The sequence below is a fragment of the Lyngbya sp. CCAP 1446/10 genome, assembly GCF_026130175.1.
In the GTDB taxonomy this organism is placed as follows: Bacteria; Cyanobacteriota; Cyanobacteriia; order Cyanobacteriales; family Microcoleaceae; genus Microcoleus.
In genome coordinates, this window is the sequence record NZ_JAIGNI010000064.1 from 21,589 (window position 1) to 31,974 (window position 10,386).

The following is a 10,386-nucleotide window of genomic DNA, read 5'->3' on the forward strand; positions in this document are numbered from 1 at the left end:
CCTCTAACTTTTTTGTTATGGGGTGTCCCACTTTTGATTTGCTTGCTGCTTTCACGATGTCGTCAGACATCACAGTTGCACGGCAAACTTTCGCCACCTTGGATGCGGGTCTGCTGTCAAATGTAACAGCAGAGGGTCGGAGTACCAAACGGTGAGAATCGGATCTTACAAAGACCCTTCCGATTGTAGCCGTTCTCACAAAAAATGGAAGTTATTTTCCGTTTTTTGTCAAGAACCAGAAGAACTTTGTCAGCTTAGCTTAACAATACTGACTGATATCGGGCTCAGTTAAATCCTGAGAACGGCCCGCAAAAACTTGGACGCGATCGAACGGCGCTGTTTGCTGCGCATATCTGGGTGAACGGCTGCGGCGTAGTTGGCCAGACAGTTAGCAGACAATTGTTGACTTGCCGGAATTAGGACCAATACAATCCGTGTAGATGCACCCATCATTACCCTGTTTCCCTGAATTGAATCATACGCAATGTGCGATTGAATAAAGCTTACGAGCTTTCGTTGTAAGTCGGCAACTCCAGATTAGAGACCGACTATGACCCCAAATGAAGCGTTGCGGGTTTAGTAGTGCAACAGGGGCTTTCTTTGTTAAGTTAGCTCAAATCTCAGAAATTGGGTTTAATTTTGACGTTAAATCACATTAAGTTCTTAACGTCACATTCTCATTTAAGCAGTTCCACACGAATTTGTCGCGGAGGGTGGCAAAAACCACCCGGATAAATTGTAATCAGAGTTAACCCGCCACGCAACTCCCGGCTGCAAACTTCTCTAAAATTTGTTGGCTTTCGGCTCGCACTTGCGCGATCGCACATTCTCACAAGCAAGACAATTCGCTATTTTCCGGAACCACAACTTCATATTTACTTTAAATATATCCTAACAGTGTGAAGCTTTGACAAAGCAAATTCATCAATTTTAAGTAAAATTACTGGTGTTGTGTGAAAAATTTCCAGCAGACAGAACAAAGCCCCAGCAGACGCTGCTGCAACGGAGGGCGGAGTATAACTTTAAAAAAAAAGAAACTTACCCAGTGTAGCGATGTGCTTGCTGTTTGACCGGACAAAAGCTGCCGAGTTCGTTCAAAGCTTTTAAGCAATACGACTCTGGTGCTATGTTAAGATTTTTGTTACATTTATTTACAGCCTGTCCTCCGAAAGCAGGTATCCGGGCTCGATCCCCCACTCTGGTTTAAATCATGCGGCTCGATAGCTAGGGTATTTCGCTATCAGGAAAAAATTTTGCTCCGTGTCTGTACTGAAAACCCTGGCCAAGTTGATTAGACCTGTTGATTATTGATGCTGCATATCCCTTAAATTTTTAATTTTTTCGTTGCTTTTCTCTTCCTTTTTCAGGTTGTTGAACTATTAAGATGGGTTTTCCCTGAGACGATCGCCTAAATCGTCCAAGCAACTCAGAGAAGTTGTTTCAGTTGTAGCGGCATTCATCTAAATACACCACATACATTGCAGGCACACAACAAAGTGAATGGTCTCCTGTAGACTCAAACAGTAGCTAAGCTCTCAATTTCTGTGAGGCAAGCGAGTTTATTGGAGGAGTATCAATGATGGAGTGGATTATAGCGCAACAGACCCCCTTGGGCAACAATCCTGCTGCAACAGATAGCCAAACGGCAGGGAGCATTCCTGAATTAGTCATTATCCTAATCATTCTGCTGATGATTGCAACAGCGGTTGCACTGATCGCTCAGCGACTGCGAATTCCCTATGTTACGGGTTTAGTGCTAGCAGGTTTGCCAATTACAGAACTCTTGTCGCGTCGAATTGGTTTAGACCCTTCTTTAGTGTTGAATCTTTTTTTGCCCATTCTGATTTTTGAAGCGGCAATCAATACGGATATCAGCCGTCTGCGAAGCACCTTTAAAGCGATCGCAATTCTAGCGGGACCAGGCTCGATCTTTTCGTCGGCAATTATCGCTGTTCTGGTTAAATTTGGACTGGGGCTAAACTGGATTCCCGCATTACTGATCGGAGTCATTTTGGCAAACACTGATACTGTCTCGATGATCGCGGTTTTTAAGGAGATCCGTGTGCCTTCGAGATTATCCACCATTGTCGAAGGAGAAACCCTGTTCAACGATGCGGCTGCTCTGATTTCATTCAATTTGGTTTTGGTCATTTATTCGACAGGATCTCTCACCGCTATGCAAGGCCTGAAGGAACTACTCCTAGTCGCCTTGGGTGGGGGACTCGTCGGTGCCATCTTCGGCTACTTGAGCCTACCGATATTTATTCGTTTAAACGATCGGTTGAGTAGTCTCTTACTAACCGTAGCTCTAGCATTAGGAACCTTCCAGATCGCGCAATTTTTGGGAGTATCGGGTGCGGTGGCTGTGGTCATCGCCGGACTCATTTTTGGCAACCTTGGACTTCCTCGCAGTTCGTCTGCCTCGGATCGAATTACGTTATTGAGTTTCTGGGAATATGCGGGGTTTAGTGTCAACACCTTTATTTTTCTCCTGATCGGCATCGAAATTAACCCAGGCACTTTGTTGAGCATTTTGCCATCTATTCTGTTCGTCATCCTAGCTTATCAACTGGGACGGATTCTTTCGGTCTATCCGTTGTTAGCTGGTCTGCGGTGGTTCGATCGTCCGATTCCCCTACGCTGGCAGCATATCTTATTTTTAGGCAACATTAAAGGCTCTCTTTCAATGGCATTGGCTGTAAGTATTCCGCTGACTGTGCCAGGACGGGATAACATTATTGCGCTGGTTTTCGGTGCTGTTCTGTTCTCTCTGGTTGGGCAGGGATTAAGTTTACCTTGGTTTGTCAAACGGCTGAAAATTAGCGGTGTTTCTGATGTCACGCAGGAAACTGGGCAGTTACAGATTCAGTTGATTGCTTGCAAGGCCGCTCAAGACGAGCTAGATAGTTTGCTGAAATCAGGCGTATTGCCCAAGGCAGTCTACGAAGAGCTATGGGCATCCTATCAGGCGCGGGTGGCAGAGTCGGAGCGTGTGCTGCGAGAACTCTACAATCAACATCGAGCAAGTCACATAAAGGGCGATCGGGCTGGGTTAGATACAATTCGACGGCGATTGCTGTTAGCGGAAAAGGGGGCCGTTAGCGATGCGCTGCGGAAGCGCATCGTTCCCGAAAACCTGGTTGATCCCTACATCAAAGATTTGGATGAGAAACTTCTAAAGTTGGAAGATGACTAGCGCGAAGGCCCAAATAATCAATCATGGGGTGAACTAGCTCAGGACGGGTAACAACCAGGATCGTAGAACCTGCTTCAAGAACGGTGTTGCCGTTTGGAATCTCCAAATTGGCGCAGGCATGGCATTGATAACCAATGATCAGTGAACCCGTTGGAAAGCGGGGGTCTTGAGCAATGTGGGCAACGGTGCGACCGGCCACATAACAATCGCCTGGAACGGGCAGCTTCAGCACCTCCACTTGTCCTTGCTCAAAGTGCATCATCGACTCAACTTCCGGGTATTCGATCGCATTTGCCATTGTTGCGACTGCTAAATCAGTGGTGCTGATAATGTGGCTGGCTTGAGCGAGGCGATAGGCTTCTAGGAATTCGCGATCGCGCATTCGCACCACAATATGGGAAATGCCATAGCTTCTGGACAATGTGATCAACGCTAAATTCAAGGCATCATCTCTGAGGGCTGAAACGACTGCGTTGGCTTGTTTGATTCCTGCTTCGATGAGAACCGTTGTACTGACTGCGCTGCCCTCAAATGCCATCACCCCAATTTTTTCACGGGCAAAGCGACACGCAAGGGGGTCGGTATCGACGATCGCAACTGTGTGACCGAGTTTTAATAACTGCTGGGCTAAATCCAGCCCCATCATTCCTGCTCCACCAATTAATACATACATAAGCAACTGTCGCCCTAAAAATGAACACTACTGATTTAGCACTCACTATAAGCTTCTCAATGGTGCAAGTCACAGCAGGCCAATTTTACCTTTTTCATTTGGGACGCGACTACCTGCTTGGCTTTGCTCAAGCTAGGGTCGATCGTTTTTTGGAAGTAGAGATGTCTTGCTTAAGTCACGGGATCGATATACAAACCGAGATTTAGAATGGAAGATGTCTAATGAAATAGTTTTTATTAATGAGCGAGATATTTGAATTATTGAATATTTTTATGGATAGATTTACCGCAGATAAAAAGCAGATAAACACAGATTAACGCAGATGTTTGTTAAGATAGTTTGTGAGTTTTGCAAAAGGTTTAGTTTTTGTGTTATAGTAGTATTATATTTTTCTATATGATTGAAATTATCAGGATCTTTTCCAACTAATTGGTATTTTTTGTGGGTGAAAACTCTTCAGTCAGCATTCCCAAAGTTTGGATAACTGATATTACATTGACGATATAGCAATTCTCAAATATGTGAGATTTAGATTTTCGATTGGGTAATTGGGGAATTAGTAATTAACTGGCGAGTAATTCACCTGAAAATAAGTCGCCAGAACGTTAAATAATACTTATTTAACGAACCGTGAAGACGCAAAGAGCGCAGTACGCGAAGCGGCGCGTAAGCGCTAGTTAGAAGAGAGAAGAAGAAAAAACTAATTTCTTGACGGAGAAGTTAATTTAACCGCGAGACAAGTTACTGTTGATTTCGCAGCCGAGGGTTGACAAATTCGTTCAATCCTTCTCCTACTAATGATAGTCCGATTACCATTAATGTCATGGCTAAACCGGGAAATAAGGCTGTCCACCAAATGCCTGTAGGTAAGGCATCTAATGCTAAACGCAGGTCGTGTCCCCATTCTGGGGTTTGTTCGGGAAGTCCTAAACCGAGAAATCCTAGACCTCCTAATGTTAAAATGGCATCGGCGGCGTTAAGGGCAAACAGCACGGGTACGCTTTGAATCACGTTTAGGAAGAGGTAGCGTGAAAGCACTGTCTGGGTGTCTGCACCCATTGCTCTGGCGGCTTCGACGAATAATTCGTTTTTGACGCTGGCGGTGTGATTCCTGACTACGCGGTAGTATTGAGGGATGTAGGAGATGCTCAGGGCGATCGCAGCGTTGAAAACTCCTTTTCCTACGACAAACGCCAGTGTCAAAGACAGCAGCAATCCCGGCAAAGTATAAATTGTATCCATTAAAAATAACAGGACGCGATCGAGCTTACCGCCCAAATAACCACTAATCAAACCCAGCGGTACGCCGATAAATAAGCTTAAACTTGTGGCTAAAATCACCACTTGCCAAGCAGCCCTAGAAGCAAACAGCGTGCGGGAAAAAACATCGTAGCCGCTGCGAGTAGTACCAAACCAATAATTCGCTGAAGGCGCTTCGTGAATCGGGTTAATCAAAGCATCGGTAGGATTTTGCAGCCAACCCCAAGTTTGCATGGCGGGAGATAAGGTTGCTACGAAGATAAATAAGGCGGTGATTGCCAAACCCGCCCACATCATTTTCATTGACAGGCTTGACGGTGAGGCAGTGTTGAGAAATCGCGGCAGTCGGAGGCGGCTTTGAGTCATATTTATGAAGGAAGAGGGAAGAGGGAAGAAGGAAGAAGGAAGAAGGAAGAAGGAAGAAGGAAGAAGGAAGAAGGAAGAAGGAAGAAGGAAGAAGGAAGAAGGCCCTTCGGCTTCGCTCAGGGTGAAAAGAAGGAAGAGGGAAGAGGGAAGAGGGAAGAGGGAAGAAAGGGTTTTAGCAATTAAGAATGTTCTGGCGTGTCGGGCGCGGTTGCTATAATTGCGATCGACAAATATGAGACTTTTCGATTTTAGTAGCACTTAGGTGAAAAAACCCGCAACAGTCAAAAATTCTCTCCCTTAGTCGCTGAATACTAAGGGAGCATCTCAATTTTGCATTTATAGTGCGATCGTCCCCGCTCGCGTATTGTACGCAGGAGCGAGCAGGGACGATCGCGCTATCATAAAAAAAATGCTTTTTGCAAAACTGAGATGCTCCCAATACTAACCACCGGCTGCGACTCAAGAAACCGGGTTTTTTGTGGGTTATCCAGCTACAACAGGTATTTTCGTGAAAAACCCGGTTTCTGGCAACCCGCGAGTAAGTCCTACAAATTGCTGGCAATTAACTCGCGATACTGACTTTTTGGCTTAACTCCTTTGAGTTCGACTACCAATTCTTTGTCTTTAAAATACTGAATCGTCGGCGTACCAGTCACGCCAGCATTTTCAGCAATTTCTGGATCTTCTTCGATGTCGATTTCTACATAGTGAATTTTACCATCGAACTCATCTACTACTTTGCTCAAAATCGGTTTGAGGCTGTGACAAGGGCCGCAAGTCGGAGCGGAGTATTTGACCACAATTAGTCGATCGCTATCGTGGAACAACTTCCGCAAAGCATAACCTCCTTCATGCCGCGTGTCTTCGATATCAAAATTTTCATCGGTTTTGCGGACTTTTGGAGCTTCCGGCGCAGAGGCTGGCCGCTCGGATTCCTCGGTTTGATGAAATTCCTGTGTTAAAGCATTGACCGAGAGCCAACGCTCTGCTAACATCGCCCCCATGCAGCCACTACCTGCTGCAGTAATTGCTTGGCGAAACTCGTGGTCTTGCACGTCACCCACAGCGTAAACTCCCTCGACGCTGGTTTCTACGGTGCCGTGTTTGGTGGCGATATAACCTATTTCGTCGAGTTCTAGCTGACCTTGGAACAGTTGAGTGTTGGGAGTGTGACCGATCGCATAAAACAATCCCTTCACCTGCAAATCAGTTTCAGCGCCAGTCTCGATATTTCTAATTTTCAACCCATCCATTTTGCTTCCGGGCACTCCCAAAACATCCACAGCTTCGGTGTTCCAGTGCACGGTGATTTTGGGATTGCTCAGCACTCGGTCTTGCATGGCTTTGCTGGCCCGCATTTGATCGCGCCGCACCAGCATATGTACGTGAGAGCCGTATTTTGTCAAATAAATAGATTCTTCCGCTGCGGTATCGCCCGCGCCGATAACAGCTAAATCAACTCCTTTAAAAATTGGGGTGGCGCCGTCACAAATCGCACAGGCCGATATTCCCAAATTCCAGTAAATATCTTCGCTAGGCAGACCCAAACGTTTTGCCGTTGCGCCTGTAGCGATTACTATGGTGTGGGTTTGGATTTCTCGGTCTTCCGATCGCACTATAAATGGACGCTGGCTTAAATCAACAGAAATTACATCTTCGGTGTATAATTCCGCACCCCACCGCACTGCTTGAGCTTTCATCCGATCCATCAGTTGTGGCCCGGTGATGCCTTCGGGAAAGCCGGGGAAGTTTTCGACTTCTGTCGTAGTCATCAGTTGACCTCCGGGAATGCCTCCCATTTGGTAGCCTTCAAAGACTACGGGTTTGAGGTTTGCTCTCCCGGCGTAGATGGCTGCGGTGTAGCCTGCAGGGCCTGAGCCGATAATTACTAGGTTTTCTACGGTTTTGTCGGTCATAATTATTTAATCAAACTCATAACGACTTCGTTTTATCAATTCTAGCAGCGATCGAGCATATTTCTATTTTTGAGGGGTTGAGGGCGATCGGGACAATTAAAGCTAATTTTATAAGCAAATGCGATAGTAAAACTAATTTAGTTTTAAATGTTAAATCAATCTCCGAAAATCCCCAAAAATTACCATCCCTCACTATTGATTCCATTCTCATTTATTTGACGAAAGTGCGCCGTTTGAGCTATTATACAATTCCGATACTGAAGCGGTGCTACGACTATTTTTTTGCGCGTAGGCTGAAACCCTTTCAGGACATGGAAGAAGCAAAATCTATAAATGCAATAATCACAATTTTTGATGCAAAACTCGCATTTTTAAGTTTAAGAATTGTAAATAAAACTTTGGCGGATTTGACAAGGTACAGGTATTGTGATATGTAAGGTGCGATCGGACAAAAATGCGATCAAGATTTTTACTTTCTTCCCAAATTAACAGAGAATTTTGTACTTGTGTCTGATGGATAAAATCAAGATACTGTTTGTATGCAGCCAAAACAAGTGGCGGAGTTTAACGGCCGAGAAGATTTGCGAGAAAATTAGCGGGTACAGTGCGCGATCGGCTGGCACGGAAAAAGGTGCGAGAATTAGAGTAACTGAAGGTTTGCTCGGCTGGGCGGATGTGATATTTGTGATGGAGCAGAAGCATGAATCTCGACTTCACAGCAAATTTCCCGAAACTCTCACAAGCAAGAAGGTTATTTGTCTGCAAATCCCCGATAATTACAGATATATGGAGCCGGAGTTAGTAGAGCTTTTGCAGGCGAAACTCAGCCCGTATCTGGAAATGTCCGACAATCAGACAAGTTTTATGCAGCGCGTTTTAGAACCGGAGGTTATGGATACCTGGGAAGAAGCTGTCGAGTACGATTCGATGGATTTTACTGAGGTGAATGCGGCTTTTGCTAAAAGTGCGATCGCCCTCGGGCCGATATGTGGGAAAATCTTAGATGCTGGGACTGGTACGGCGAGAATCCCGATCGCCATTGCTCAAATGCGTCCGGCTTGGGAAATGACTTGCATCGATTTGTCGGCAAATATGCTGAGATTAGGACTGGAGAATGTGGAAAAGGCGGGCGTGCGATCGCAAATTAAGCTAGAATTAGTTGATGCTAAAGCCATGCCCTATCCAGACAGTTATTTTGACATGGTGATTTCTAACAGCATTATCCACCATTTGCCCGACCCCTTGCTATTTTTTCGCGAAGTCCAGCGAGTCTTAAAACCGAACGGAGCAATATTTTTACGAGATTTACTGCGGCCTCTGGATGAGACAATCAGGGATAATTTGGTCGAGATGTACGCGGGAGATTGTAACTCGCATCAGAAACAATTGTTTAGCGATTCTCTGCACGCGGCTTTTACCCTGGATGAAGTTGAGACAATGGTGGAAAGCGCGGGGTTGGAGGGTTTGAGAATTTATGAATCTTCGGATAGGCACTGGACGGCGGAGCGGGCTTGGATGTAGAATTGGGATTTACTCTAACTTTATAGTACCTAAAATTACTCGATCGCGCCCTGCGTCTTTAGCTTGATAAAGCGCACGGTCTGCTGCTGCAATCAAATCTTTTTTGGAAATTTCCAGTCGAGGAACCGTACTCGCTACTCCCAAACTCAGTGTAACATAAGAAGACACCGCCGAATTAATATGTTCGACTTTTAGTTCTTTCACCCAGACTAGAATTTTATCGGCAATCCACAAAGCTTTTTCAGGTGAAATTCGGGGCAAAATGACCACAAACTCTTCGCCTCCATAAGGCTATAACAAAGTTGTGCTTCATTCAGTTGACAGTTAACAGTTGACAGTTGACAAAAGAAGGAAGAGGATTGGAGTAATGAATAGTCTGATTTTAATTTCTCCCTACCAGGGTTCCGGCTTTCAACCAATTCTTTGGAGTAAAAAACGCGGTTTCTGTGCCAGTCCTCAACTCAAAAGCCAAAACCGCGAATCGTTGTGAGAAACGAAGCAATTTCACAATTTTCTCACCAACCCCAAGTTCCGACTCCTCCCTTAAACGGGCCGACAATATCTTTGGTAATCCAACCTCCGTAAAAATCCCCTGGTTGAGATTGCACTAATTCCCCGTCTACATAACAAGCATCCATCTGGCTAGGATAAAAAGCCACGTAATCTTTGATAGCTGCAAAAACCTGATTGGGATTAGGATAAAACCAACCAGCATTTATAACTTCCTTCGAGCCTACCGTCACAGTGTAATAACCCGCTTGTCCTTTCCACTCGCACCACGAGCCCCGTGAAGTTTTGTGTAAATATTCCATTTGGATGTCATCGGGGGAGATATAGTAGACAGGAGGGTGACTTGTCTCTAACAACCGCTGAGCGCGCCGCGTGTCGGCGATCGTCACTTCATTAAAAACAATCTGTACGTGTTTGGTCAATTCCTCAAGGCGAGGAGGACGCGGGTAATCCCAAACAGACTCTTGACCAGGGCCTGGTTCTATGCGATCGAGGTTCACTTGTACAATCTCCCCTACAAAAAAACAATTAGCGGCTGAAGATTACAATTTAATGTATTCTAAGTCTAGTTGCCAATCCAGACAGTCCTCAGCTTTTCTCTATTCTCCGTAATATGAGCATTCGCCACATCGGTGAGGACATAAATAACTTCCTGAATAGAGCCGATACTCGTCAAGCATCAATGGTTTGATTCCCGTCATGCAACTGTCAACTGTCCACTGTCCACTGTCAACTGCTATATGAGCATTCGCGGTATAGATGTTTCCGACTACCAGCCCAATGTCAATTGGCAAGCCGTTGCCAAGGGAGGCATTCTGGGCGTTGCTGAATCAAGGTATGGATGCCCCAGGAATGGGAATATCGTCAAATTTCAAGTAATGTATTAATAACTTAATAGAATGCTTCAGCATTTCCTCACATTTAGAATAACAAAGAGTTTTGCG

8 protein-coding genes and 1 pseudogene are annotated in these 10,386 nt (G+C 45.3%); 3 read left to right on the forward strand and 6 right to left on the reverse strand.

Annotated features, from left to right (window positions below; translation table 11 throughout):
- Positions 1-288 precede the first annotated feature (288 nt).
- Complete coding sequence (locus tag K4039_RS22230) at positions 289-453, reverse strand: hypothetical protein (protein WP_265238627.1); 165 nt, start codon at positions 451-453, stop codon at positions 289-291.
- Between the two features lie 1,123 nt (positions 454-1,576).
- Here K4039_RS22230 and K4039_RS22235 point away from each other — a divergent pair.
- Entirely contained in the window at positions 1,577-3,196 is a 1,620-nt protein-coding gene (locus K4039_RS22235) for a sodium:proton antiporter (protein ID WP_321161640.1), read from the forward strand.
- Here K4039_RS22235 and K4039_RS22240 read toward each other — a convergent pair.
- Positions 3,153-3,869: a TrkA family potassium uptake protein gene (locus K4039_RS22240; RefSeq protein ID WP_265238628.1), complete on the reverse strand. Its 717-nt coding sequence runs from the start codon at positions 3,867-3,869 to the stop codon at positions 3,153-3,155. The two genes, K4039_RS22235 and K4039_RS22240, sit on opposite strands and share 44 nt — an antisense overlap.
- A 741-nt stretch (positions 3,870-4,610) precedes the next feature.
- A complete protein-coding gene (locus tag K4039_RS22245) occupies positions 4,611-5,495 on the reverse strand; it encodes an ABC transporter permease (protein ID WP_265238630.1) in 885 nt (294 codons plus the stop codon).
- A gap of 4 nt (positions 5,496-5,499) precedes the next feature.
- On the opposite strand from K4039_RS22245, the gene K4039_RS22250 reads away from it, so the two are divergent.
- Positions 5,500-5,712, forward strand: coding sequence for a hypothetical protein (locus K4039_RS22250; RefSeq protein WP_265238632.1), 213 nt, complete (start codon positions 5,500-5,502; stop codon positions 5,710-5,712).
- 328 nt (positions 5,713-6,040) lie between these two features.
- On the opposite strand, the gene trxB is transcribed toward K4039_RS22250, so the two are convergent.
- Positions 6,041-7,411, reverse strand: coding sequence for a thioredoxin-disulfide reductase (gene trxB / locus K4039_RS22255; RefSeq protein WP_265238634.1), 1,371 nt, complete (start codon positions 7,409-7,411; stop codon positions 6,041-6,043).
- Between the two features lie 513 nt (positions 7,412-7,924).
- Here trxB and K4039_RS22260 point away from each other — a divergent pair.
- Positions 7,925-8,932 (forward strand): methyltransferase domain-containing protein, encoded by a 1,008-nt coding sequence (locus tag K4039_RS22260; RefSeq protein ID WP_265238635.1) that lies wholly within the window; start codon positions 7,925-7,927, stop codon positions 8,930-8,932.
- Between the two features lie 9 nt (positions 8,933-8,941).
- Here K4039_RS22260 and K4039_RS22265 read toward each other — a convergent pair.
- Both K4039_RS22265 and K4039_RS22270 read right to left on the reverse strand, forming a co-directional pair.
- Positions 8,942-9,208, reverse strand: a pseudogene (locus K4039_RS22265) (diguanylate cyclase domain-containing protein); the annotation flags it as partial.
- A 239-nt stretch (positions 9,209-9,447) separates the two neighbouring features.
- Positions 9,448-9,942 (reverse strand): DUF427 domain-containing protein, encoded by a 495-nt coding sequence (locus K4039_RS22270; RefSeq protein WP_265238637.1) that lies wholly within the window; start codon positions 9,940-9,942, stop codon positions 9,448-9,450.
- Positions 9,943-10,386: the final 444 nt, after the last annotated feature.

Bases quoted from the DNA above. Each gene is read 5' to 3' on its own strand.
- K4039_RS22260 (WP_265238635.1), top strand. From the start codon at position 7,925: ATGGATAAAATCAAGATACTGTTTGTATGCAGCCAAAACAAGTGGCGG.
- trxB (WP_265238634.1), bottom strand. From the start codon at position 7,411: ATGACCGACAAAACCGTAGAAAACCTAGTAATTATCGGCTCAGGCCCT.
- K4039_RS22250 (WP_265238632.1), top strand. From the start codon at position 5,500: ATGAAGGAAGAGGGAAGAGGGAAGAAGGAAGAAGGAAGAAGGAAGAAG.
- K4039_RS22245 (WP_265238630.1), bottom strand. From the start codon at position 5,495: ATGACTCAAAGCCGCCTCCGACTGCCGCGATTTCTCAACACTGCCTCA.
- K4039_RS22230 (WP_265238627.1), bottom strand. From the start codon at position 453: ATGATGGGTGCATCTACACGGATTGTATTGGTCCTAATTCCGGCAAGT.
- K4039_RS22235 (WP_321161640.1), top strand. From the start codon at position 1,577: ATGATGGAGTGGATTATAGCGCAACAGACCCCCTTGGGCAACAATCCT.
- K4039_RS22240 (WP_265238628.1), bottom strand. From the start codon at position 3,869: ATGTATGTATTAATTGGTGGAGCAGGAATGATGGGGCTGGATTTAGCC.